The organism is Rhodococcus jostii NBRC 16295 (genome assembly GCF_001894825.1).
Lineage (GTDB): Bacteria > Actinomycetota > Actinomycetes > Mycobacteriales > Mycobacteriaceae > Rhodococcus_F > Rhodococcus_F jostii.
The window spans coordinates 31,281-56,797 of record NZ_BCWY01000011.1; the positions used below are offsets into that span (position 1 = coordinate 31,281).

Consider the following 25,517-nt stretch of genomic DNA (forward strand, 5'->3'; position numbering starts at 1 on the left):
CTCGAACTCGGCGAGGTCGAGGCAGCCCTCCTCGCGCACCCGTCGGTGGCGCAGGCCGTGGTCGTCGTCCACCGCAGTGAGACCACCGGCGAGAACCTGGTGGGATATGTGATTCCGGTGTCCGGCGCCGCGATCGACACCGCAGCGGTGCTGGACGCCGCAGCGGAGACGCTGCCTGCCTACATGGTGCCGGCCCGGATCCTCGTCCTGGACAGCTTCCCGCTCGGCGCCACCGGCAAGTTGGACCGGGGCGCACTTCCGGAACCCGACTTCGTCACGTCCGAGGCCGAATTCGTCGCACCCCGAACGCCGATCGAGGAGATCGTCGCCGGCGTCTTCGGTGAGGTGCTCGGCGTCGAACGCGTAGGTTCGGCCGATTCGTTCTTCGACCTCGGCGGAAACTCCATCAGCGCAACGCGGCTCACCGCCAGGCTGACCGCGGCGCTCGGCGCACAGCTGTCGGTGCGGGAGTGCTTCGAGCATCCGACTGTCGCGGAACTCGCGGCGTTGCTCGAAGCGACCGCGGGAACCGCGGAACAGCGGCCCGCGCTCGTCGCCGGTCCGCGGCCCGACCGCATCCCGCTGTCGCTTGCTCAGCAGCGGATGTGGTTCATCAACCAGTTCGACCCGTCCTCACCGGCGTACAACCTGCCGTTGGCGGTGCGGTTGACCGGCTCGATCGACCCGGCGGCCCTGAACTCCGCGTGGGCGGACGTCGTGGAGCGGCACGAGTCGCTGCGGACGGTCTTCCCGGTCGGCGCCGAAGACCCGCACCAGGTCGTGCTGCCCGCAGCGGACGTGGTGTCCGACCTGACGCCGACCCCGGTCGCGGACGAGCAGGACCTGTTCGCGCGGATGCGGGAACTCGGTGCCACCGGTTTCGACGTCACCGAGACGGTCCCGGTGCGGGTCGCCTGCTTCGAGGTGAACGCGGACGACCACATCCTGATGATGGTCGTGCACCACATCTCGGCGGACGGTGCCTCGCTGGCGCCGCTGTTCACCGACGTCATGACCGCCTACGCGGCGCGGGCCGCGGGCATTGCTCCCGGCTGGGAGCCGCTGCCTGTCCAGTACGCGGACTACGCGCTCTGGCAGCGTGAGTCGCTCGGTGACGAGTCCGACCCCGAATCGCTCGTCGCCCGTCAGCTCGACTACTGGCAGCAGGCACTCGGCGGCCTCCCCGAGGTCCTCGAGTTGCCGACCGACCGCCCCCGCCCGGCCGTGCAGTCGCTGCGCGGCGCGTCGGCGCGGTTCGCGATCGGCGCGCAGACGCATCTCGGGCTGCTCACGATCGCCCGGGAAACGAACTCGACGCTCTTCATGGTCGTGCACGCCGCACTCGCGGTCCTGCTCGAGCGGCTGTCGTCGCAGACGGACGTCGCGATCGGCACACCGGTCGCAGGCCGCGGCGAGCAGGAACTCGACAAGCTCGTCGGTATGTTCGTCAACACCCTCGTGCTCCGCGCGTCGGTGCGCCCCGACGACACCTTCGCCGACCTGCTGGCACAGGTGCGTGCCACCGACCTGAATGCGTTCAGCCACGGCGACGTTCCGTTCGAGCGTCTCGTCGAGGTGCTGGACGTCCCGCGGTCGACGGCGCATCAGCCGCTGTTCCAGGTCGCGTTGTCGTTCGACAACAACGAGTCGGTCCGGATGGAGTTCCCGGGCCTCGAGATCTCCGCGCTCGACGCCCCGCTGGAGGTCGCCAAGTTCGACCTCCAGTTGAGTGTCGGTGAGCGCTACGTCGACGGGGCCGCCGCGGGTATCGCCGCGACGTTCAACTACTCGACCGACATCTTCGACGAGCAGACCGTCCTGAGCTTCGCGGACCGGTTCCACCGGATCCTCGGTGCCGTGTCCGCCGACCGCGACGTGGTCCTCGGCGACATCGAAATCCTCGACGCCGCGGAGAAGGCTGCGATCGCACCCGTCCGCGGACCGCAGTCGGTCGAGCCGCGCACGCTGCCCGAACTGCTGCGCTCGGGGGTCTCGATCTCGCCGGAGTCGGTGGCCGTGTCCTTCGCGGGGCGTGAACTCACCTACCGGGAACTCGACGAGCAGTCGAACCGGCTGGCGCGCGTTCTCATCGATCGGGGAGTGGGGCCGGAGAACTATGTCGCACTGGCGATCACACGTTCCGTCGAATCCATCCTCGGGATCTGGGCGATCGCCAAGGCCGGCGGAGCCTACCTGCCCGTCGATCCGAAACTTCCGTTCGAGCGGATCGGCGAGATGCTGGCCGACTCGGGCGCGGTTCTCGGACTGACGGTCGCCCGCCACCACGACGACCTCCCCGGCACGGTGCCGTGGATCGTCCTCGACGAGACCGCGGCGGCCGACGAGATCGGTGCCCGCAGTGCGGTCGCGGTGGAGGACGCGGATCTTCGCCGCGCACTCACGGTCGATCACCCGGCGTACCTCATCTACACCTCGGGCTCGACGGGCAAGCCGAAGGGCGTGGTGGTCACCCACCGCGGACTGGCGAACCTCACCCGCGAGGTGCGCGAACACTACGTCGTGTCGCCGGGTTCCCGGTTCCTGCACGTGGCGTCGCCGAGCTTCGACACGTCGGTCGGGGAGATGCTCGCCGCGTTCAGCGCGGGCGCCACCCTGGTGATCTCGCCCGCGGACGTGTACGGCGGCGACGAACTCGCCGACCTGATCCGCCGCGAACGGGTCGAGAACGTCGTCATGACCCCGACCGCGCTGATGACCGTCGACCCCGACGGACTCGACACCGTCAAGTCCGTCGTCGTCGGTGGCGACACCTGCACCCCGGAACTGGTGGCACGGTGGGCGCCCGGGCGCGAGATGCGCAACGCCTACGGTCCCACCGAGACCACCGTCATCGTCACCATCACCGAGCCGATGGTGCCCGGTGAGCGGGTGACGATCGGTTCGCCGCTGCGTGGCGTCGAGTCCCTCATCCTCGATTCACGGTTGCGTCCGGTGCCGGAGGGAGTGCCCGGGGAGCTCTACATCTGCGGTCCGTCCGTGACCCGCGGCTACCACAACCGTCCGTCGGTCACGGCGGAGCGGTTCGTGGCCAACCCCTTCGGCGAGCCCGGCTCCCGCATGTACCGCACCGGCGACGTCGTGCGGTGGGCGGACGGACATCGGGTGGAGTACGTCGGCCGCTCCGACTTCCAGGTGAAGGTCCGCGGGTTCCGCGTCGAGCTCGGTGAGATCGACGCGGCCCTGGCTTCGCAGCCGGACATCGAGTTCGCGGTGACCGTGGGACGCGAGAACCCCGCCGGGCTGACGACCCTCGTGTCGTACGTCCTGCCGGTCGACGGCGCGACCGTCGATCCGGAATCGCTGAAGACGGTTGTCGGCGAGACGCTTCCGCCGTACATGGTGCCGTCGGTGGTGATCCTCCTCGACGAGATCCCGCTGACCGGCATCGGCAAGCTCGATCGGACGCGGCTGCCCGAGCCCGAATTCGTCACCGCGGGTGCGGAGTTCCGTGCCCCGACGACCTCGGCCGAAGAGTCGATCGCCGGCATCTTCGCCGAGGTGCTCGGACTCGAGCAGGTCAGTGTCGACGACAGCTTCTTCGACCTCGGCGGGAACTCGCTGAGCGCCACCCGCGTCGTGTCCCGGGCGGGGCAGGCGTTCGGCCTCCGCATCGGCGTGCGGGAACTGTTCGAGGCGCCGACCGTCGCGAGCCTCGCCGCTCGCATCGCCACCCCGGACGAGAACGTCCGACCGCGGCCGATCCTCGCTCCGCGGGAGAGGTCTGCCTTCGTCCCGCTGTCGCTGGCGCAGTCCCGGATGTGGTTCATCAACCGCTTCGACCCGGACTCGCCCGCCTACAACATTCCCCTCGCGGTCCGGTTGACGGGCGCGCTGGACGTCGACGCATTGCAGTCCGCGGTGTTCGACGTGCTCGAGCGGCACGAGTCGCTGCGCACGATCTACCCGGATTCGGCGGAGGGGCCGCACCAGGTGATCCTCACGGCGGCGCAGGTGCCGCTCGACGTCGCACCCGTGCCGGTCACCGAGACCGAACTGCGGTCGAGGCTGCTCGAGATGGTCACCACCGGATTCGACGTCACCGCCGACGTCCCGCCGATCCGGATGCGACTGTTCGAGGTCGGCCCGCAGGACTACGTGCTGGCGCTCGTCGTGCACCACGTGTCCACGGACGGCGAATCCACGGCGCCCTTCGTGCGCGACGTCATGGTGGCGTACGCGTCCCGGGCGGCCGGCCGGGAACCCGGCTTCGCGCCGCTCCCGGTGCAGTACGCCGACTACGCGATCTGGCAGCGTGAACTCCTCGGCAGCGAGGACGACCCGGACAGCCTGATCGCCGCCCAACTGGGCTTCTGGAAGAAGACGCTGGCCGGTGTCCCCGACCTCCTCGAGCTGCCGGTGGACCGGCCGCGGCCGCCCGTGCAGTCGCTGCGCGGGTCGCGGATCGACTTCACGATCGACGCGGAGGTACACCGCGGCCTGGCAGCGCTGGCCCGCAGGCACAATGCCAGCGTGTTCATGGCGGTGCACGCCGCGTTCGCGGTGCTGCTCAGCCGACTGTCCGGCACCGAGGACATCTCGGTGGGCACCCCGATCGCGGGCCGTGGCGAGCGCGAACTCGACGACGTCGTCGGCATGTTCGTCAACACCCTCGCACTGCGCGTGCAGGTCGACGGGCAGCAGACGTTCGACGAGATCCTCGATCGCGCCCGTGAGGCCGACCTCGAGGCGTTCTCGCACGCCGACGTCCCGTTCGAGCGCCTGGTCGAGGTCCTGAACCCGGCACGCTCGATGGCCCACCACCCGATCTTCCAGGTGGGCTACTCGTTCCAGAACACGACGAAGGCCGAGCTGGAACTGCCCGACCTCACCGTCACCCCGCTCGAGGTCGAGGGCGACACCGCACAGTTCGACCTGCATCTGATCCTCGGGGACAGCCCCGAGGGCGAGCAGATGTCGGGTGTGTTCACGTTCGCCACCGACCTGTTCGACGCCGCCACCGTCCAGCGTTTCGCGGACATGTTCCGCCGGGTGCTGGCCGCCGCGGTGGACTCGCCGCGGACCGCGGTCGGCGACCTGCCGCTCGCCGGCGTCGACGAGCGTGCGCTCGTGGTGTCCGGTTGGAACGACACCGCACGGACGCTGCCCGAGACCACGCTGGCCGACATGTTCGCGTCCGCCGCCGCGGCGAACCCGGACGTCACCGCCCTCGTGTTCGACGGCGAGTCGCTCACGTACGCGGAGTTCGCGACGCGGGTGAACCGGCTGGCCCGGCACCTCATCGATCGTGGTGTCGGCCCGGAAACCGTGGTCGGCCTGGCGATTCCGCGTTCGGTGGAACTGCTGGTCGGTATGTACGCGATCGCGGCAGCCGGTGGCGCCTACCTGCCGATCGACCCGGACCATCCGGCGGACCGCACCGCGTACGTGCTGGAGAGCGCGCAACCCGTCTGCGTCCTGACGACCCGCGGGGTCATCGACGCGCTGCCCGGCGGGGTCGACTACCTGCTGCTCGACGAGTTGGACCTCGGCGGAATCGACGCGACTGCGGTCACCGACGCGGAGCGCACCGCTCCGCTGCGGCCGGAGAATGCCGCGTACGTGATCTACACGTCGGGCTCGACCGGTCGGCCGAAGGGCGTGGCGATCGCGCACGGTGCGATCGCGAACCAGTTGCGGTGGAAGCAGTCGGAGTACCCGCTCACCGCCGAGGACTCGGTGCTGCTCAAGACGGCGGCCACGTTCGACCTTTCGGTGTGGGAGTTCTGGTGGGCGCTGACCGCGGGCGCACGGCTCGTCGTCGCCACTCCGGACGGCCACCGCGACCCGGCGTACCTCGCCGGACTCGTTGCGGAGCAGCAGGTCTCGACGGTGCACTTCGTGCCGTCGCTGCTGTCTGCGTTCGTCGCGGTGGCGGAGCCGGCCCAGCTGGTGTCGTTGCAGCGCGTGCTCTGCATCGGTGAGGCCCTCCCCGCCGACACGGTGCTGCGGTTCCGTGACGTCTGCGACGCGGAGATCTTCAACCTGTACGGCCCCACCGAGGCCGCCGTCAGTGTCACCCACTACCGGTGTGGCGACGAGCGCGACGGTTCGGTCCCGATCGGCCGGCCCGAGTGGAACACGCAGACGTACGTTCTCGACTCGCGTCTGCACCCGGTACCCGCCGGCGTCACGGGTGAGCTCTATCTCGCCGGCGAACAGCTGGCGCGCGGGTACTTCGGCCGCCACGACCTCACCGCGGAACGGTTCGTCGCCAATCCGTTCGGCGAGGCCGGGGCCCGGATGTACCGCACCGGCGACCTCGTGCGATGGAACCGCGACGGCGACCTCGACTACGTCGGCCGCAGCGACTTCCAGGTCAAGGTCCGCGGTTTCCGCATCGAGCTCGGCGAGATCGAGCGCGCGCTCGTGGCGCACCCGGCGGTGGCACAGGCCGTCGTCGTGGTGCACCACGACCGGCACACCGGTGACCGGCTCGTCGGTTACATCGTGCCGGAGGCGCGCGGTTACATCGTGCCGGAGGCGCGCGGTTACTCCGTGCCGGAGCAAGGCGACTCCGTCGACGACGCCGAGGTCCTCGCGTTCGCGGGCCGGTCGGTGCCCGGCTACATGGTGCCGTCCGCGTTGATCGCCCTCGACGCGCTGCCGCTGAACATCAACGGTAAACTCGATCGGAAGGCGCTCCCCGAACCCGAGTTCGGTGGCGCCGCAGACCACTACAAGGCTCCGCGAACCCCCGTCGAGGAAATCGTCGCGGGAGTCTTCGCGGACGTCCTCGGTCACGAGCGGGTCAGCGTCGACACCAGTTTCTTCGACCTCGGCGGCAACTCGCTGGTGGCCACCCGGGTGGTCGCCCGGGTCAACGCCGCCCTCGACACGTCGATCGGTGTGCGCGAGCTGTTCGAGGCTCCGACGGTGATCGCGCTGTCCGCTCGAGCCGAGCAGTCCGAGTCGGCGGGCGCGAACCGCCCGGCACTGGTGCCACAGCCGCGTCCCGCCCGGATTCCGCTGTCCCCGGCGCAGTCCCGCATGTGGTTCATCAACCAGTTCGACATCGCGTCGGCGGCGTACAACATTCCGCTGGCGATCAGGTTGACGGGTCATCTCGACGTCGCGGCGCTCGAGCGGGCGCTCGGCGACGTCGTCGAGCGTCACGAGACGCTGCGCACGACCTACCCCGACACCGGTGACGGTCCGGGCCAGGTCGTGCTGCCCCGCGCCCGGAGTTTCACGTCTCTGGACGTCGAGGACGTCGCCGATGAGACTGAGCTGCGCGGTCGCGTGATCTCCCTCGTCACCGCCGGATTCGATGTCGCGCAGGCCGTCCCGGTCCGCGCCTGCCTCCTGCGGATCGACGCCGACCAGCACGTGCTGGTCATCGTCGTACACCACATCTCCTCCGACGGCGCCTCGACGGCACCGCTGGCGCGGGACGTCGTGATCGCCTACAGCGCCCGCGCGGCCGGTTCCGAACCGGCCTGGGCTCCGCTGGACGTCCAGTACGCGGACTTCTCGCTCTGGCAGCACGAGTTGCTCGGCGACGAGAACGCATCCGATTCGCTGGCCACTCGGCAGATCGACTTCTGGCGGAACACCCTCGAGGGCCTGCCGGACGTGCTGCCGCTGCCGACGGACCGGCCGCGGCCGCCCGCGCAGTCGATGCGCGGCGCCAACTTCGACTTCGAGATCGACGCGGAACTCCGCGACCGGCTCGGGGCGCTGGCCCGCGAGCACAACGCGTCGCTGTTCATGGTCGCGCATGCGGCGCTTTCGGTGCTGCTCGCGCGGTTGAGTGCCACAGACGACATCGCGGTGGGCACCGCGATCGAGGGCCGCGGCGAGGCGGCGCTCGACGACCTGGTCGGCATGTTCGTCAACACACTGGTGTTGCGGGCCCGGGTCGACGTCGATGCGACGTTCTCGGACCTCCTCGCGCAGGTGCGTCAGCACGACCTCGGTGCGTTCACGCACACCGACGTGCCGTTCGAGCGACTCGTCGAGATCCTCCAGCCGGAACGGTCGACGGCGTTCTCGCCGCTCTTCCAGGTCGCTCTCGCATTCCAGAACATCGAGCAGGCGCATCTGGAACTGCCGGGACTGACGGTCGAGGGCCTCGACGGTGGTATCAGCGCCGCGAAGTTCGACCTCCAGCTCACGCTCGCCGACGCGGCCGACGCGGCCGACGCGGACGGGGACGCGCCGATGCGCGGCGTGTTCACCTACGCCACGGATCTGTTCGACGAGCGCACCATCGCGTCGTTCGCGTTCCGCTTCCAGCGCATCCTCGAGGCGATCACCGCAGACGCCTCCGTGCTGATCGGGGAAATCGACGTCCTCAGCGAGAACGAGCACACCGTGCTGGCACCCGTGCGCGGCGCGGACACCGCGGCGCCCGAACTGCTGCCCTGCATCCTCGCCACCGCCGCGGCGGTGGACCCCGACGCCGTCGCCGTCGTGTGCGGAGACGAGAAGGTCACCTACCGCGAACTCGACGAGCGCTCGAACCGTCTCGCTCGCGTTCTCATCAACAGGGGCATCGGGGCCGACGATTTCGTGGCCCTCGCGCTGACACGCTCCGTCGAATCGATCCTGTCGATCTGGGCGGTCGCGAAGACCGGGGCGGCCTTCGTCCCGGTCGATCCGAGCTACCCGTTCGACCGGATCATGCACATGGTCACGGACTCTCGCGTGGAGGTCGGTCTCACCACCGGTGCCCACGTCACCGAGCTGCCCGACACCGTGCGCTGGCTGGTCCTCGGTGCGGACGAGATGGACGACGCCTGCGCGTCCGTGCCGTCCGCGGCCGTCACCGACGCCGACCGCATCCGTCCGACCCGGGTCGACGACGCGGCGTACGTCATCTACACCTCGGGCTCGACGGGGCTGCCCAAGGGCGTCGTCGTCACCCACACCGGGCTCGCGAACGTCACGACCGAGCAGGTCGAGCGGCTCAGGCTCACCCCGCAGTCGAGGGTGCTGCACTTCGCGTCGCCGAGCTTCGACGCGTCCGTCTTCGAATTGCTGCACGCCGTCGCCGCCGCGTCGACGATGGTCATCGCCTCCGGTGTCGTGTACGGCGGCGAAGAACTGGCGCGGTTGCTGAAGAAGCAGAAGGTCACGCACGCCTTCATCACGCCCGCGGCGCTCACGACGGTGGATCCGGCCGGGCTGGAGGGCATCGAGGTCCTGTCGGTGGCGGGTGAGGCCTGCCCGCCGGAACTCATGCAGAGGTGGGCGCCGGGCCGGCGCATGTTCAACCTGTACGGCCCGTCCGAAGCGACGATCTGGAGCACGTCGAGCAACCCGATGAAGGCGGATCGGCCCGTCACCATCGGCGGTCCCACCCGGGGCGTCGACGTGGTCGTGCTCGACTCGCGGCTCACACCGGTTCCGGTGGGTGTCGCGGGTGAGCTGTACGTGGCGGGCCCGAGTGTGGCGCGCGGCTACCACAACCGGTTCGCGCTGACGGCCGAGCGATTCGTCGCCAACCCGTTCGGCGGTCCCGGTGAGCGGCTCTACCGCACCGGCGACGTCGTCCGCTGGGTGCACGACGGCGAGACGGGGGAACTCGTCCTCGACTACGTCGGTCGTTCCGACTTCCAGGTGAAGGTCCGCGGGTTCCGCATCGAACTCGGCGAGATCGACGCCGAACTCGGCAGGCACCCGAGCGTCGACTTCGCGGTCACGCTCGGCCATCACCGCGAGCAGACCGGGCAGACCGTCCTGGTCTCGTACGTGATGCCTGCGGCGGGCGCGTCGATCGACGTCGCCGAGCTGTCGGCGTTCGTCTCCGAGACCCTGCCCGGGTACATGGTGCCGTCGTCGATCATGGCCATCGACTCCGTACCGCTGACCCCCGCGGGAAAGCTCGACCGCAAGGCGCTTCCCGAGCCGCAATTCGTGTCGGTCGCCACTGCGTACACCGCGCCGTCGACGCCGATGGAGAAGGCCATCGCGGACGTCTTCGCACAGGTTCTCGGTGTGGACCGCGTCAGCGTCGACGACTCGTTCTTCGCCCTCGGCGGCGACAGCATCGTGTCCATCCAGCTGACGACCCGGGCGAAGAACGCCGGCGTGCTGTTCACGGCGCGAGACGTCTTCGAACGCAAGACCGTGGCCGCGCTGGCCGACGTGGCCGACTGGGCCACCGAAGTCGACTCGGTGAAGCTCGAAGAGCTGCCGGGCGGCGGGGTCGGAACGATTCCGCTCACCCCGATCGCGCACTGGCTGGTGGAGACGGCAGGCACCTTCGACAAGTTCTCGCAGGCCGTTCTGCTGACCACCCCGCCTGCCGCCACGCGAGATCAGCTGGCGGACACGGTGGATGCGATCCTGGCACGCCACGACATCCTCCGTTCCCGGCTCACCCGGGTCGGGGACGACTGGTCGTTCGAGGCGCTCTCCGCCCGCAAGGCGCTCGATGCGGACGACCTGATCGAGCAGATCGAGTTCACCGACAAACCGGGCACGGACGAGTTCGAGCGGCTCGCCCGCGCGGCTCTCGATCGTGCAGCCGAACGGCTGGATCCGGCGTCGGGCCGGATGACGCAGTTCGTGTGGTTCGCTCCCGCGGCGTCGTTGCCGGGGCAGAGCGGCCGCCTGCTGGTGCTCGCGCACCACCTCGTCGTCGACGGGGTGTCCTGGCGAGTGCTGTTGCCGGACTTCGCGACCGCGGGTTCGCAGATCATGGCGGGGCAGCCGGCGCAGCTCGAACCGGTCGGATCGTCCGTCCGGGCCTGGGCGCACGGTCTCGTGGAGGAGGCGAAGTCTCCGCACCGCGTGGCCGAGCTCGACTTCTGGCGTGGAATGCTCGCGGGCACGGATCCGCTGATCGGACGCCGCGCGTTCGATCCGGAACGCGACGTGATCGCCCGGACCGACCGCCTGAGCATGACGTTCTCGACGCAGGTGACGCAGGCGCTGCTGACCACGATCCCGCAGTCCGTGAACGGTGGCGTCAACGACGGCCTGCTCGCGGCTCTCGCTCTCGCGGTCGCGCGCTGGCGTGAGCTCCGCGGCGGGACCACGGATCGCTCGGTGCTGATCAACCTCGAGGGACACGGCCGGGAAGAGTCGACGGTTCCCGGCGCCGACCTGTCCCGCACGGTGGGCTGGTTCACGAGCCTGTACCCGGTGCGGCTGGACGTCTCGCGGGCCGATCTCGCCGACGCGTTCGACGGCGGCGCCTCGGCCGGCACTGCGGTGAAGGCGGTCAAGGAACAGCTGCTGGCCGTGCCCGACAAGGGCATCGGCTACGGGCTGCTGCGTTACCTCAACGAGGAGACGGCTCCGGCTCTGGCTTCGCTGCCGACTCCGCAGATCGGGTTCAACTACCTCGGTCGTGCGGGTTCGGTGGATCTGCCCGCCGAGATCCGGGATCTCGGCTGGATTCCCGACAGCGACTCGGGTGAGTTCGGCGGCGCGATGGACGACGACATGGTGGCGCCCGCGGTGCTCAGCATCAATGCGGTGACATCGGAGACCGCGTCCGGCCCGCAGATCGAAGCCAAGATCGCTTTCGCCACCGAGATTCTCGACGAGGCGGACGTGTGGGCGTTCGCGGAGCTGTGGCACGCCGCGGCGACCGCGCTGGCCGAGCACGCCACCGGACCGAAGGGCGGCGGTCTCACACCGTCCGACGTTCCCCTCGTGACCGTGACGCAGGACGACCTCGAGGCGCTCGAGCGGCGCTACCCCGACGCCACCGACGTGTGGCCGCTCGCTCCGCTGCAGTCCGGAATGTTCTTCCATTCCGTTCTCGCCGAGGACGCGGTGGACGTCTACACCGCTCAGGTGGTGCTCGACTTCCAGGGCATCGTCGACACCCGCCGCCTCCGCGGCGCGGCGGAGGCGTTGATCGCGCGTCACGCGAACCTGCGCACCGCCTTCGTCCCCGACGATTCGGGGACCGCGGTCCAGGTGGTCGTCGACCACGTCGCCCTGCCGTGGGAAGAGCTCGACCTGTCCGGGCTGTCCGAGGCCGATCGCGAGGAGCGGATGAGTTCCGTTCTGAGCGAACACCGTTCGGCGCGGTTCGACATGGGACGTCCGCCGCTGATGCGGTTCCTCCTGATCCGCACGGGGGAGAGCAGCTACCGGTTCTCCATCAGTAACCACCACATCCTGCTCGACGGCTGGTCGATGCCACTGCTGATGAAGGATTTGCTGGTGCTGTACGCGACCCGCGGAGACAGCTCGGTGCTGCCGCGCGTGCGTGGCTACCGCGACTTCCTCGGCTGGCTGTCCGAACGCGACACCAACGCCTCGCGCAGCGCCTGGGCGCACGCACTGGCGGGACTGGACGGTCCGACCGTACTGGCCCCGGCACCGAGTAGCGCAGACCGTCCCGAGCCCGCCGAATTCGCACTGCATCTCGGCGCGGTGGTGAGCGAGAACCTGGCGCGCATCGCCCGGGATCGCGGCCTGACGATGAACACGATCGTCCAGGCGGCGTGGGGTCTGCTGCTGGCCCGGATGACGGCGTCCGCCGACGTCGTCTTCGGCGCCACCGTGTCGGGCCGCCCACCGGAGGTCGCGGGCATCGAGTCGATGGTGGGTCTGTTCATCAACACCATCCCGATCCGGGTGCGAATCGATCCCCGCGAGTCGCTCCTCGGACTGCTCGAGCGGTTGCAGGCGGAACAGTCGACTCTGTTCGACCACCACCACATCGGTCTCCCGGAGATCCAGCAGATCGCCGGAATCGGCGGGCTGTTCGACACGTTGACGGTGTTCGAGTCGTACCCCGTGGACCGGGCAGGACTCACCGAGGACAGCGACATCGACGGCCTCCGGGTCGCCGGAGTGCAGATCAGTGATGCCTCGCACTACCCGCTGAGCCTGCTGGCCCAGTCGGACAGCGAACTGCAGCTGGTCCTGAAGTACCTTCCGGACGTGTTCGGCGCCGACACCGTCGAACGGCTCGGTGCCCGGCTGAACCGGATCCTGCAGACCATCGCGGCCGGAAGTTCCACTCTGGTGGGCGATCTGGACCTGCTCACCGCGGACGAACGCGAACTCGTCCTGTCCCGGTGGAACGATTCCGGGCACGAGGTGACGGACGAGGCCGTCGTGTCGATGTTCGGCGCCCAGGTCGCGCGCACACCGCACCGGACCGCGGTGGTGGCGGACCACGTGCGCCTCACCTACGCCGAGTTCGACGCGCGGGTGAACCGCCTGGCGCGGCACCTGATCGCGACGGGTGTGGGACCGGACTCCGTGGTGGGCATCGCGATGCGGCGCTCGCTCGACATGGTGATCAGCCTCTACGCCGTCCACGCGGCGGGCGGCGCGTACGTGCCGATCGACCCGGAGCACCCGGCGGACCGGACGTCGTACGTGGTGGACAGCGCCGCGCCGACGTGTGTGCTGAGTTCGGCCGACGACATCGCGAACCTCGATGTGGACGTGCCGGTGTACCTGGTCGAGGACTTCGACCTGTCCGAGTACCGCGACGATCCGGTCGAGGACGCCGAGCGGCTCGGCGAGCTGCGCCCCGGCAACCTGGCGTACGCGCTGTACACGTCGGGTTCGACGGGACGCCCGAAGGGCGTGGCGATTCCGCACTCGGCGCTGGCCAACCAGCTGGCATGGATGCGGGACGTCTACGGCATCGACGCGCAGGACGTGGTGCTGCAGAAGACACCGTTCACGTTCGACGCCTCCGTGTGGGAGCTGTTCCTGCCGTTGGTGGTCGGCGGCACCCTCGTGATCGCCTCGCCGGACGGTCACCGCGACCCCGAATACATGGCCGCCACGGTCGGCACGGAATCGGTGACGGTGATCCAGTTCGTCCCGTCCGTGCTCACCATGTTCCTCGACGCCGCGACCGCCGACGGGTGCGGTTCGCTGCGGCTCGTGTTCGCGGGCGGTGAGCCGTTGCCGCAGTCGGCTGCGGAGCGAGTCGGCGGCCTCGGTTCCGCGGAGCTGGTGAACCTGTACGGTCCGACCGAGGTGACCATCAACTCGACGGCCCACGTGGTGGAGCGGTCGGGGACGGGGACGATCGCACCGATCGGTTCGCCGGCCTGGAACACCCGGGCCTACGTGCTCGACGCGCATCTGAACCCGGCGCCGGTCGGGGTGCCCGGTGAGCTGTACCTCGATGGTGCGCAGTTGGCGCGCGGCTACGTCAACAGTGCGGCCCTGAGTGCGGACCGGTTCGTCGCGAATCCGTTCGGCGGTTCCGGTGAGCGGATGTACCGCACCGGCGACCTCGTCCGGTGGAACGAGCACGGTGCCCTCGAGTTCGTGGGCCGCACCGACTTCCAGGTGAAGGTGCGCGGTCTGCGCATCGAGCTCGGTGAGGTCGAGGAGGCCTTCGTCCGGCACCGCGACGTGGCGCAGGCCGCGGTGATCGTCCACGACAGCGAGGTGGGAGCGCGGCTCGTCGCCTACGTCGTGCCGAAGCCGGATGCGGCGCTCGACACTGCGGTGCTGACCGGGTTCGTCGCGGAATCCTTGCCCGACTACATGCTTCCGGATTCCGTGATGGTGCTCGCCGAACTTCCGCTGGGCACCAGCGGCAAGCTCGACCGGCGTGCGCTGCCGGTGCCGGACTTCGCGTCGGCGGCCGAATTCCGGGCGCCGCGCACCGACACCGAGCGGGCACTGGCGACCGTGTTCGCGGAGCTGCTCGGGCGCGACAGCGTCGGCATCGACGACTCGTTCTTCGAGCTCGGCGGCGACAGCATCGTGTCGATCCAGTTGGTGGCGCGGGCACGGTCGGCCGGTATCTACTTCACCGCGCGCGATGTCTTCGAGCGGCGCACCGTCGCCGAGCTTGCGGCGGTGGCCGATTCGGGTGTGTCCGCGGCGGCGGTCCTGCAGGAGTACGAGGACGGTGGCGTCGGAACGGTGCCGCTCACCCCTGTCGCTCGCAAGATGGTCGAGCGCGGCGGAGACTTCGACCGGTTCGTCATGCCGTTGCTGCTGACGTTGCCCGCCGGGATCGAACGTGAGCAGGTGATCGCGACGATCACCGCGGTGGTCGACCAGCACGACGTGCTGCGGTCGACTCTCGTCACGGCCGGGTCCGAGGACGCGCTCGAGATCGCACCCGCAGGCAGCGTCGACGTCGACGCGGCCGTGCAGCGGGTGGAGATCGCGGCCGGCGATCAGCCGGGTACCCCGGAGTTCGACGCGGTGGCGAGTGCGGCGTTCGACGCCGCGCTGGACCGTCTCGATCCGCGTGCGGGGTCGATGCTCCAGTTCGTCTGGTTCGACCCGGCCGAGGCGGATGAGCGCGGCCGGCTCCTCGTGTTGCCGCACCACCTCGTCATCGACTCCGTGTCGTGGCGGATCCTGGTGCCGGACTTCGCGACTGCCGGCGCGCAGATCGCGGCCGGTGCGTCGCCGTCGCTCGAACCGGTCGGAACTTCGCTGCGGCGCTGGACCGACGGTCTGCTGGAGGCGGCAGCGGAGCCGGAGCGGGTGGCCGAACTCGACGTCTGGGAGCGCATGCTGACGGGTCCGGATCCGCTGTTCGGATCGCGTGAGCTGGACCTGCGCACCGATCTGATCAACACGCTGGAACGGACCCGGGTGGACGTGCCCGCACCGGTCACCGAGGCACTGCTCGGCGGCACGCCGGGCGCGCTCGACGGTGAGATCGGTGATGTCCTCGCGACCGCCCTCGCGTTGGCAGTGGCCGCCTGGCGTCGCGACCGCGGAGTCGAGGCGTCGTCGACGGTGGTCACTCTCGAGGGACACGGGCGTGAGGAGTCAGCGGTTCCGGGTGCGGATCTGTCGCGGACGGTCGGCTGGTTCACCACGATGTACCCGGCACGTCTCGATCTCGCCGGGGTCGACATCGCGGATGCCATGAACGGCGGTGCCGGAGCGGCGGATGCGGTGCGCGCGGTGCGCGATCAGCTGAGCGCGATCCCGGACCGGGGCATCGGCTACGGTTTGCTGCGATACCTCAACCCCCACACGTCGGCGGTCATGCGGCAGTGGTCGGAACCGCAGATCGTGTTCAACTACATCGGACGCGTCAGCGCGGCCGAGGTGCCCGAGGCGGTGCGCGGCCTCGACTGGCTGCCCGATTTCGAATCTCCCGTCACGGGTGGGTTCGAGAAGAGCGCGATGCCCGCGCAGGCAGTGCTCGACATCCAGTCGGTGATCTCGGAAACCGAGGAGGGCCTGCAGCTGTCGGCCTTCATGTCGTTCCCGTCGGGCATCCTGTCGGCGCCGGAGGTCGACCGGTTCGGGGAGTTCTGGGTTGCCGCGCTCACCGCGCTCGTGGCTCAGGCCGAGGAGCGTTCCGGGCGTTGATCTCCGCGGCCCGTGGTGGGAAGGCTCCGAGCCTTCACACCACGGGCCCCGTCTGTTCGGGATGAAGCTGTTCGGGATCGGGCGGGGTCAGGCCCACTCGAAGGACATCTCGCCCGCCACTCCGAGGTGCTTGCACAGCTTGTGGATTCCGCCGAAGTCCTGGATCAGCGCGGAGCGGCGGGTGTCGTGTTCGGCGTCGGCGATCATCGCCCGGCCGCCGTCGAGATCCAGGATGTCGACGATGGTGTGCCAGGTGGAGTAGTCGTTGCTGCTGAACGCGGTCATCGCGTCGACGAGCCCGTCCAGGAAGTGGCGGCGGTCGTCGGGTCCCAGGGTGTCGTAGACGACGGCGGCGATGTCGTCGGCGATCGAGGCGTGGCAGTACTCGTCTCGATTGTGCAGCCGGACCGTCGCCCGGTTGACCGGCTGGACGACGTCGTTCTCGGTGATCAGGTCGAGGTAGGAGCTGATCGAGATCTCCGCCACCGTCATGAAGGCGAACGTCGTGATCGCCCGCTTCCTCGGGTCGGCGGCGTCGGCCGTCGCCGCGCGTTGACGGCGCAACGTCAGGACGTCGGGAAGGGCGTTGTTCGGCATGGCCCAACCGCGTCGTCGGCGCGTGACGGCGCTCGCGTTCAAGTGCATGAGGGTGTGGTACTGCTCGTCCACCATCGCCTGGTGGACAGCCACCGCGAACGTGTCTCCGAGTCCGGTGTCCAGGGCGTCGTGCGCGACGAGGTCGAACCCGGGGTTGACCACGTACTGCTCGATGTCCATGACGTTCTTGTTGAACGCGATCCATGCCCACGCCCGGAGCTGGTTTCGGTGCTCGTCGCTCATCGCGAGGAACCGATCGTGATCGGCGAAGGGCAGCAACTCGTTCGGGTAGTCCTGCTTGTCGACGTCGAACAGTGCGTCGAGGTCGGGTTCCGGCTTCTTGACGGTGGCCCGTTGCCCCCAGTTCCGGGAGAGCCGGGACACGACGGCGCTCTCGACCGGATCCGCCGGGTCGTACTCCGGGAGCGAGGGAGTCTTCTGGGGAGTCATGACAAATCTCCGTTCCTGTCCCACGACCGCGGCTGTCTGTGAACGAGATCGGTGAAGAGGTCGGCGCACAGCTGGGCGAGGGGTTCGCTCCGGTCGCCGAGGGCGGAAGTCGACCGGGACATGAGCGAGGCGAAGTCGTCCTCCGAGCCCCGCTCGACGGTCTCCGTCAGAGTGGCCAGCGCCGTGGCGAGCGCGCGTCGTGCCTCACCGGCGAAGGGATTGCCGGACTGGATGTCCCGGTACACCTCGGGGACGCCGCCACCGACACGGGCGAGGAGGGCGAGCGACACGAGATGGGGCGGTGTTGCCGCCGCGGTGAGCTCGGCGCCGTCGACGCCGAGCTCCGCGAGCGCGAGACCGAAGGCGAGAATTCCCGCGTGGGTCAGCGCCTGGGTGGCCGCGGTGAGCCGGTCGTGGTGCTCGGCGTCCATACGGACCACCGACGATCCCCAGCCGGACAGCGACGACAGGAACCAGTCGACTTCGCCGCCGTCCCGGTAGGTCACTGCCGCGATCGGGCGGCCTTCCGGTCCGAGGGAAGGTGCGAACATCGGGTTGATGCCCACCGCGCTGTTGCGTAGCGCGCTGCGACCGAGCGCGGCACCGAAGCGGGATTTCACGGACAGTGTGTCGACCAGAAGCGCGTGCGGGGACAATTCCGCGACGACGAACGGAATCGACTCCAGCGCGGCACCTTCGGGGATCGCCAGGATCACCGCATCCGAAGAATTCACCACCGCCCGAACCTCGGGCGACGGGTCGGTGACGTCGCCTTTCACCTGATCCGGATCGGACCGGTCGGTGAACCGGATGTCGATGGTGCGCACCGTGTTTCCGTCGCCGCGCAGCCGAGCTGCCAGCATCCGGCCGACATCGCCGGAGCCGCCGATCAGGGCGACGCTCCGGGTGGATGCGGCCGGGGCGTTCACTGGCCTATCTCGTTCGGCCTGTCCGCTGTCACGGACAGTGCGCGCAACATGGTGGCCGCCTTCACCATCGCCTCGTCGAACTCTTCCTCCGGGTCGGAGAGCGCCGTGATCGCACCGCCGATGCCGAACGTCACCTCGTTGTCGGTGGCGACGATGGTGCGGATGACGATCGACAGGTCGGCCGTTCCCGTCAGGGAGAAGTATCCGATGGACCCCGAATACACACCCCGTGGCCCGGACTCGAGCCGGTCGATGATCTCCATCGTCCGGATCTTCGGGGCGCCCGTCATCGATCCACCCGGGAAGGCGGCGCGGACGCACTCGACGACGGACGCGTCGGCGCTGAGGGTTCCGCGCACGGTCGACACGAGCTGGTGGACGGCGGCATACGTCTCGATGTCGAAGAGCTTGGGAACGTGCACCGAACCGGGAACGCACACGCGCGCCAGATCGTTGCGCGTCAGGTCGACGATCATCAGGTTCTCGGCCCGATCCTTCTCGCTGTCGAGCAGATCCTGCCGCAGGGCCGCGTCCTTGGCGGGGGTGGCGCCGCGCGGCCGCGTCCCCTTGATGGGTTTGGACTCGACCACCCGGTCGGCGCCGATCCGAAGGAACCGTTCGGGGGACGCGCTGAGAACGGACAGCCCGGCGAACTGGAGGTAGGCGCTGTACGGGGTGGGGCTGATGGAGCGGAGCAGTTCGAACGTGTGCAGCGGGTCGATCGACTGGTCCACCGTCGCCATGTTGGTCAGGCACACCTCGTAGGACTCACCGGTCCGGATCTCGCCGAGCGAGGTCGCGATGTGTTCGAGGTACTTGTCGTGCTCGTGGCGCAGCGCGAGTTCGGCCGACTCCGGCTTCCGGATCGGCGACACCGCGGTCGGTGGGTGATCCGGCTCGGCCAGCCGATGCAGCGCAGTCTCCATTTCGTCGAGCCAGCGGCGCAACTCCGGATCGTCCTGGTGATCGCTCAGGCACAGGGCGTAGGTGCGTTCACCCGAATGATCGATGACGACGGCGCGGTCGGCGAACACGAGAGCGGCATCGGGGGTAGGCGACTTGTGCGCCGCCGCGCCGCCCGTCTCGGCCTTCAACTCGTAGCCGAGGTACCCCACGTAGCCGAGGCCGAACGGCACACCCGGAAGACCGGGCACCGACCGGGCCTGCAGTTGCCGCTCCAGATAGTCGAAGAACGGTGCGTGCACCTGCTCGACCGGCAACCCCTCGCGGGTGATCCGGACGATCGATTCGCTCACGTCGTAAGTGATGTACTCGGCGCGAGGGCCGGAACAGTTACCCATGATGGTGAAACGCGAATCCGGTTCCGATGCCGACGTCCCGTCGAGCCAGAACGCGTTGGGCCCGGACGCGAAGAGATCCTCGAACGTGGTGCGCGGGTCGACTTCATGGTCGACGCGAACCTGCTGGACCACATACGGCGCGTGGGGAATCGGGATCCTGAGCATGGAGCCGTGGGTGGGTGACCCCGAATGTGTCTGCGTGAGATCGCGGAAGTTCGCGAGCAATTCGTGCCCGAAGGCGGTGCTGATGGATTCGGGGTGGAACTGGACACCCCAGAAGGGTCGGCTGCGGTGGCGGACACCCATCAGCAGACCGTCGGCCGTCCAGGCGGTGGCCTCGAGGGCGTCGGGGAGATCCTCGACGATCAGCGAGTGGTAGCGGACCGTCGGGAACGGCGAGGGAATGCCGGCGAACAGTTCCGAACCGTTGTGCTCGACGAGCGACACGCGACCGTGCATCGGTTCGGGTGCGAGAACGACACTTCCACCGAACAGCTGGCACAGCCCCTGATGGCCGAGGCACACACCGAGTACCGGGAGTTCGGTCTCCGCGATGATCCGTGCACTGATACCGAAGTCGCGCGGCCGTTCCGGACGTCCGGGGCCGGGGGAGATGACGATGTTGTCGAAGTCGGACCAGGGGATCGAATCCCACTCCACGTCGTTGTGCACGACCGTGGGCGGTTCACCGTTCACCTCGGCGAGCAACGTGAACAGGTTGTAGGTAAAGGAGTCGTAATTGTCGACCAGCAGTGTCCGGGTACTCATCACGACTCGACATTCGCAGACGGCACGGAACTGTGGCGAACGTGGTGGTTGCCACTGTGGTCGTGGTGTCCGTTGTGGCGGGGGCCTCCGTCGGCGGGTTCCGCGTTGATCACGAGATCCTCGAGCCGGCACGTCTCGGCGATGAGGAGGTCGTAGAGCGAATCGAAGAACTCCGGGGACAGCGAGTGGCTGTCGGCATACTGCCGTGCCCGCTCGTGGACGATGTGGATGCGGCCGGGCTGCATCATGGCGATGTGCTCGCGCCGCTTCAACTCGCCGATGCGCAGGCAGACTTCCAGGCGCTGTCGCACCGCTTCGAGCAGGGTCGCGTCGACGGCATCGAGTTCCGCGCGCAGACCCTCGAGTGCCTGCTGCGCCGAGGCGTCAGAATGCTCTCCGGAATCGTCGCCGTTCCGCTGTTCTACGGAGAAATACATAATCGCCCCACTCACTCGATCGGCAGTAGCTTTCTCATTCCGACTATCGTGTGTCGTTGGTGGTTCGTTTCCATCAGTCTTCCGGATGGCCGGGACGGCTGTCTCGGATCAGCAGAGTACGAACCAAGTGGGTGATCACCCCCAGAGTCTCGATCTCAGGTTGAGACTTTGATGGACAGTTGGGTAACGTAACCTGAAGTCTATTTCCGTCAACTCAGGATACGAGGAATATGCGTATATCGTGGGCCAGTAGAGCCCTGTTGTCCGTGCTGGCAGGCATCGTGATGCTCTGCAGCGCGGCACCAGCGGCAGCGGATCCCGCGGAAGCGGAACCCGCGCCCGCGGCCGACCCCTCGGTTCTGGCGGGGGCGAACGACTGGAGCTGTAAGCCGTCCGCGGCGCATCCGCGTCCCGTCGTGCTGGTGCACGGCACCTGGACCGGTATGGCGGGCACGTGGAAAGACCTCGCCCCCGCACTCGCCGCGGAGGGGTACTGCGTCTTCGCTCTCAATTACGGGCAGGCCGCCGGTTTGTCGGAGGGCAACCTGATGCGCATGTTCGGCGGCGCCGACATCGCGGAGTCCGCTGAGCAGCTCGCCGGATTCGTTGACCAGGTGCGCGCCGCCACCGGCGTCCCGCAGGTCGACATCGTCGGGCATTCGCTCGGCGGTACGGTGTCCCGCCAGTACCTGCGCTTCGAAGGCGGCGCCGATCGCGCGAACCCCGCGCTGAACAAGGTGCACTCGATCGTCACGCTCGGCGCCACCAACCACGGCACCAGCTTCGGGGACGTCCAGGCGCTCGGTGCGATCGCGCAGGCACTGGGTGTGCCGGTCACGACGCTCGCCGGTGTCGCGGTCGGACCGTCCTACATCCAGCAGATGGTGGGCTCGCCCTTTCTCCAGGTGCTCAACGCGGGCGGCGACACCGACCCGGGCATCGACTACACGGTGGTCGCGAGCCGCAGCGACACCGTGTCGACCCCGCCCGAGAACACCTTCCTGACGGCCGGTCCGGGCGCCGTCGTGCACAACGTCTGGCTCCAGGACGGATGTGCGGCGAACACCGCGGAACACATCCAGCTGACCACCGACCCCCGGGCGGTGTACATCATCCAGCGGGCGCTGGACCCCACCTACGGAGACCGCAACCCCGCGCCGTGCTGACCCGGCGCGGGTGATCGGTGGTGCCGGTCAGTCCCAGATGCCGACGTCGTCGAGATGCGCGACCAGTCGCTGCGCGCCGTCGATGAAGTGGGCCTTGTTCTCGGCTCCCACCACGTCGGCCTTCCCGTCGGCGAGGGCGGCGATGAGACGACGATGGCTCTCGACCGCCGACTCGCCCCAGGCCGGATCGGACGAATAGAACTGCACCGGGGTGTACCGGGTGGCGCTGAGCAGGAACCACGACAGCTTGCTCGCGTCGGCCAGACGGTTGATGACCCGGTGGAACGTGAACTCGAGATCCTCGATGCGGTCGGCGTCGCCGTCCCCGACGGCACGCCGCAGTTTCTCGTTGATCGCGGTCAGCTCCTCGACTGCCTCCGGGGTGGCAGACCGCGTCGCGCGGACCGCGAGTTCCTCGGCGATCTGGCCCTGGAGCCAGAAGAGGTCGTGGATGTCCTCGCGGGTGAGCGGGGCGACCACGTACCCACGGTGGGGAACCAGTTCGACGAGTCCCTCGCCGCGCAGAGTCAGAAGTGCCTCACGTACGGGTGTGACGCTGACCCCCAAGTCGGCCGCGGTCTCGTCGAGGCGGATGAAGTCACCCGGGCGTACGCCCCCCGACATGATCAGGTTCCGGACGTGCACGGCGACGTCGTCCGACAACTGGGGTCGGCGGCGCAGGGTGCGGCCCGCTGAGGATCGTGACACGGAGGGCGATGCCATGGAGAACTCCTTCGATGCGGCAAACAGCATAAACCGCCGTGAGTGTTTACAAGCCGTAGGTCTTGCCGATGATGTCGCGCTGAATCTCGTTGGTGCCGCCGTAGATGCTGGACACGATGGTGGAGCGGACGTGCTTCTCCATGTCGAACTCGGTGGCGTAGCCGTACCCGCCCATCATCTGCATCCCCTCGAGCGCGACCTTCTTCGCCGTCTCGGTCACCTTCAGTTTTGCCATCGACGCCTCGCGGGCCAGCATCTTGTCCGGGTTCGCGTCGACGTCCTTGGCGACGCTGTAGACGAGGAGTTTGCAGCACTCGATTTCCGTCGCGAGATCGGCGATCCGGTGGCGCAGCGCCTGGAACGATCCGACGGGCCGCCCGAACTGCTTGCGCTGGGTGACGAAGTCGAGGGTGTCGGCGAACGCGCGCTGTGCGGTGCCGAGCATCATGGCCGCGAGGATGAGGCGTTCGAAGTTCAGGCCCGTCATCAGCTGTCGCCAGCCGTTGCCGACGTCGCCCACCACGGCATCTTCGGGCAGGACGCAATCGGTGAAGTAGAGGTCGTTGACCTCCTTGCCGCCCATCGTCGCGATGCCACTGATCTTCAGCCCGGCAGTGTCGGCGGGCACGTGGAACATCGTGAGGCCTTCGTGCTTGCCGTCGCCGCGCCCGGTGCGAGCCACGAGCAGGATGTTGTCGGCGAAGTGTGCGTTGGAGCACCACGTCTTCTGGCCGTTGATCACCCAGCCGTCGGCGGTCTTCTCCGCGCGGGTGCTGAGATTGCCGACGTCGGAACCGGCTTCCGGCTCGGACATCGAGATGGACTGTGATCGGCCGGCGACGATTCCGCGCAGCACGACGTCCTTCTGCGCGTCGGTCCCGAACTTCGCGTACGCGCCGCCCGTGATCAGCGTCGGGCCGATTCCGCCGATGGGCGCCATGCCCTTGGCGGCCTCCTCGAGCAGGATGCACATGTCGACGTGGCTTGCGGCCGAGCCGTCGTACTCCTCGGGAATGGTGATGCCCAGCCACCCGAGCTTGGCCATCTTCTCGTAGAGGTCCTGGTTGTGGTTGTGCTCGCCGTGATTCGTCAGCCTGTCGCGCTGCTCGCGGGTGCCGCTCTCACGCTTGCAGAAATCGGCGATCGCTGCAGCGAAGTCCTTCTGTTCACTGGTGAATTCGACGCTCATGTCCGGGGGACTCCTCAGGGGTGATTCGGCCGGCGAATCGGTCGGCCGGTGGTGTGTGGACGGGGCTTGCCGCGATGGGGTCTGCCGCATACTGTGATGTCCACTACATTACATCACATCACATATATTTGATGTGATCGCGAGGGAGGACATCGACCATGCCACAACAGGCGGAGACGACAGACACGACGCCCGACGAACGGCCCACGGCCCGGACGGAGTCGGCGCCGACGACGTTCTCGTCCCTGGACCCGCGCACCGGCGACGTTCTGGCCGAATACCCGATCCAGGGCGAGCAGGAGGTGCGCGCGGCGGTCGACGCAGCGCGAGCCGCCGCGAAATGGTGGAACGCGCTCGGGTTCGACGGCCGCAAGCAATGGCTCCTCGACTGGAAGAAGTCGATGGCGCGCGACGGCGAGCAGCTTGCCGCACTCGTCGCCGCCGAAACCGGCAAGCCGTACGACGACGCGCTCCTCGAGGTCATGCTCGCCATCGAACATCTCGATTGGGCCGCGAAGAACGCGGGCAAGGTCCTCAAGCGTCGGAAGGTGCCGTCCGGCCTGGTCAGCGCGAACCAGGCCAGTAGTGTCGGGTACGAGCCGATGGGTGTCGTCGGCGTCATCGGCCCGTGGAACTACCCCGTGTACACGCCGATGGGCTCCATCTCCTACGCGCTGGCAGCAGGCAACACCGTCGTCTTCAAGCCCAGCGAACTCACCCCCGGTGTCGCGGTGTGGCTGGCCGACAAGTGGAAGGCCCTCATCCCCAATCAACCCGTCCTGCAGGTGGTCACCGGAGACGGGTCGACCGGGTCTGCCCTGGTCGCGGCCGGCGTCGACAAGATCGCCTTCACCGGGTCCGCCGCCACGGGCAAGCGCGTCATGGCGGCGTGCGCCGAGACGCTGACACCCCTCGTCGTGGAGGCCGGCGGCAAGGACGCCATGCTCGTCGACGCCGACGCGAACCTGGACGAGGCCGCCGGATTCGCGGTGTTCGGGGCGATGGGCAACGCCGGACAGACGTGCGCGGGAGTCGAACGCATCTACGTCGTCGACTCGGTCTACGACGAGTTCGTCCGGCTGGTCGCCGAGAAGTCGAAGGTCCTGCGCCCCGGCCCCCGGGACGCCGCCTACGGTCCGATGACGATGACCAGCCAGTCCGACGTCGTCCGCGGCCACGTCCAGGACGCGCTCGACAAGGGCGGATCAGCGGTGGTGGGCGGGCTGGACTCCATCAAGGACGGATACGTGGGGCCGATCGTGCTGACCGGCGTTCCGGAGGACAGCACCGCGATCCGCGAGGAGACGTTCGGCCCGACGGTGGTCGTCAACAAGGTCGCCAGCCTCGACGAAGCGGTCGCGAAGGCCAACGGCACCACGTTCGGGCTCGGCGCGTCGATCTTCACCAAGGACGCGAACAAGGCGATGCAGGTGGCCGAGAAGCTCCGGGTCGGGGTCGTGACGATCGGTTCGGTGCTCGGATTCGCCGGCGTGGCGGCGTTGCCGTTCGGTGGTGTCGGAGATTCGGGCTTCGGGCGCATCCACGGCGCGGACGGCCTGCGTGAATTCAGCCGGGTCAAGTCCATCGCCCGTCAGAAGTTCGCCGCACCACTGAATCTGCTGACCATGCAGCGCAAATCGCGGGACATGAAGATCTCGGCCTGGATGCTGAAGAACCGGCACGGACGCTGATCACACGGCAGG

General features: G+C 68.6%; 9 protein-coding genes (1 of these 9 only partly in view). 3 read left to right on the top strand and 6 right to left on the bottom strand.

What is annotated here, in order from left to right; translation table 11 throughout:
* A protein-coding gene (locus RJ1_RS09900; RefSeq protein WP_255284873.1) for a non-ribosomal peptide synthase/polyketide synthase crosses the window boundary here: on the top strand, nucleotides 1-16,254 show its 3' end. It extends 17,619 nt beyond the left edge of the window; 16,254 of the gene's 33,873 nt are visible here — the last part of the coding sequence; its start codon lies off the left edge, out of view; it ends in the stop codon at nucleotides 16,252-16,254.
* A gap of 87 nt (nucleotides 16,255-16,341) precedes the next feature.
* On the opposite strand, the gene RJ1_RS09905 is transcribed toward RJ1_RS09900, so the two are convergent.
* Genes RJ1_RS09905 through RJ1_RS09920 form a run of 4 tightly spaced genes read right to left on the bottom strand, consistent with a single transcriptional unit; the run spans nucleotide 16,342 to nucleotide 20,736 of the window.
* Nucleotides 16,342-17,301 carry an AurF N-oxygenase family protein gene (locus RJ1_RS09905; RefSeq protein ID WP_073359782.1) on the bottom strand — a complete coding sequence of 320 codons (960 nt, stop codon included), beginning with the start codon at nucleotides 17,299-17,301 and terminating at the stop codon, nucleotides 16,342-16,344.
* Entirely contained in the window at nucleotides 17,298-18,230 is a 933-nt protein-coding gene (locus tag RJ1_RS09910) for a prephenate dehydrogenase dimerization domain-containing protein (RefSeq protein ID WP_073359783.1), read from the bottom strand. Before RJ1_RS09910 ends, RJ1_RS09905 begins: the two co-directional genes overlap by 4 nt.
* The gene (gene pabB, locus RJ1_RS09915; protein WP_073359784.1) at nucleotides 18,227-20,299 is read right to left on the bottom strand and encodes an aminodeoxychorismate synthase component I; all 2,073 of its coding nucleotides are present in this window, start codon (nucleotides 20,297-20,299) and stop codon (nucleotides 18,227-18,229) included. Before pabB ends, RJ1_RS09910 begins: the two co-directional genes overlap by 4 nt.
* A complete protein-coding gene (locus tag RJ1_RS09920; protein WP_073359785.1) occupies nucleotides 20,299-20,736 on the bottom strand; it encodes a chorismate mutase family protein in 438 nt (145 codons plus the stop codon). The genes pabB and RJ1_RS09920 overlap by 1 nt, the downstream gene beginning before the upstream one ends.
* Nucleotides 20,737-20,966: 230 nt before the next feature.
* On the opposite strand from RJ1_RS09920, the gene RJ1_RS09925 reads away from it, so the two are divergent.
* Nucleotides 20,967-21,902, top strand: coding sequence for an esterase/lipase family protein (locus tag RJ1_RS09925; RefSeq protein ID WP_073359786.1), 936 nt, complete (start codon nucleotides 20,967-20,969; stop codon nucleotides 21,900-21,902).
* Nucleotides 21,903-21,929: 27 nt separating this feature from the next.
* Here the strand turns inward: RJ1_RS09925 and RJ1_RS09930 are convergent, their stop codons facing one another.
* Together RJ1_RS09930 and RJ1_RS09935 are read right to left on the bottom strand one after the other, a co-directional pair.
* The gene (locus tag RJ1_RS09930; RefSeq protein WP_073359787.1) at nucleotides 21,930-22,625 is read right to left on the bottom strand and encodes a GntR family transcriptional regulator; all 696 of its coding nucleotides are present in this window, start codon (nucleotides 22,623-22,625) and stop codon (nucleotides 21,930-21,932) included.
* 46 nt (nucleotides 22,626-22,671) lie between these two features.
* Complete coding sequence (locus RJ1_RS09935; protein ID WP_073359788.1) at nucleotides 22,672-23,814, bottom strand: acyl-CoA dehydrogenase family protein; 1,143 nt, start codon at nucleotides 23,812-23,814, stop codon at nucleotides 22,672-22,674.
* A gap of 158 nt (nucleotides 23,815-23,972) precedes the next feature.
* On the opposite strand from RJ1_RS09935, the gene RJ1_RS09940 reads away from it, so the two are divergent.
* On the top strand, nucleotides 23,973-25,505 hold the full coding sequence (locus RJ1_RS09940; protein ID WP_073359789.1) for an aldehyde dehydrogenase family protein: 1,533 nt from the start codon (nucleotides 23,973-23,975) through the stop codon (nucleotides 25,503-25,505).
* The last annotated feature ends 12 nt before the right edge of the window (nucleotides 25,506-25,517 follow it).

Excerpts from the sequence above, each read along its gene's own strand:
- RJ1_RS09905 (WP_073359782.1), bottom strand. The coding sequence starts at position 17,301 with ATGACTCCCCAGAAGACTCCCTCGCTCCCGGAGTACGACCCGGCGGAT.
- pabB (WP_073359784.1), bottom strand. The coding sequence starts at position 20,299 with ATGAGTACCCGGACACTGCTGGTCGACAATTACGACTCCTTTACCTAC.
- RJ1_RS09920 (WP_073359785.1), bottom strand. The coding sequence starts at position 20,736 with ATGTATTTCTCCGTAGAACAGCGGAACGGCGACGATTCCGGAGAGCAT.
- RJ1_RS09925 (WP_073359786.1), top strand. The coding sequence starts at position 20,967 with ATGCGTATATCGTGGGCCAGTAGAGCCCTGTTGTCCGTGCTGGCAGGC.
- RJ1_RS09930 (WP_073359787.1), bottom strand. The coding sequence starts at position 22,625 with ATGGCATCGCCCTCCGTGTCACGATCCTCAGCGGGCCGCACCCTGCGC.
- RJ1_RS09935 (WP_073359788.1), bottom strand. The coding sequence starts at position 23,814 with ATGAGCGTCGAATTCACCAGTGAACAGAAGGACTTCGCTGCAGCGATC.
- RJ1_RS09940 (WP_073359789.1), top strand. The coding sequence starts at position 23,973 with ATGCCACAACAGGCGGAGACGACAGACACGACGCCCGACGAACGGCCC.